Raw genomic sequence first — 257 nt, forward strand, 5'->3', positions numbered from 1 at the left:
GCGGGTTTCCGATCGCGATCGCGATATGGCCCCTGCGCAAGCGCTGGGAATCTCCGAGCTTCGCCCAGGCGCCGGTGCTTGTATTGGCGCGAATGAGGGCGATATCGGTATCCACATCCCGGCCGAGCACGCGGCCCTCGGTAACGAAGCCGTCAGGCGTGGTGATGCGGACGACCTTGGCGTCATCGACGACATGGTTGTTGGTGATGATCAGGCCGTCAGGCGAGACGGCGAAACCCGACCCGTGCCCCTGCCGG

At 65.4% G+C, this 257-nt stretch carries 1 protein-coding gene; it reads right to left on the reverse strand.

The window, feature by feature from the left end; all coding sequences use genetic code 11:
- The coding region (locus EOD29_RS33105; RefSeq protein ID WP_206520584.1) for a trypsin-like peptidase domain-containing protein at positions 1 to 257 on the reverse strand (257 nt) is incomplete at both ends.

The sequence above is a fragment of the Mesorhizobium sp. M1A.T.Ca.IN.004.03.1.1 genome (assembly GCF_003997555.1).
In the GTDB taxonomy this organism is placed as follows: domain Bacteria; phylum Pseudomonadota; class Alphaproteobacteria; order Rhizobiales; family Rhizobiaceae; genus Mesorhizobium.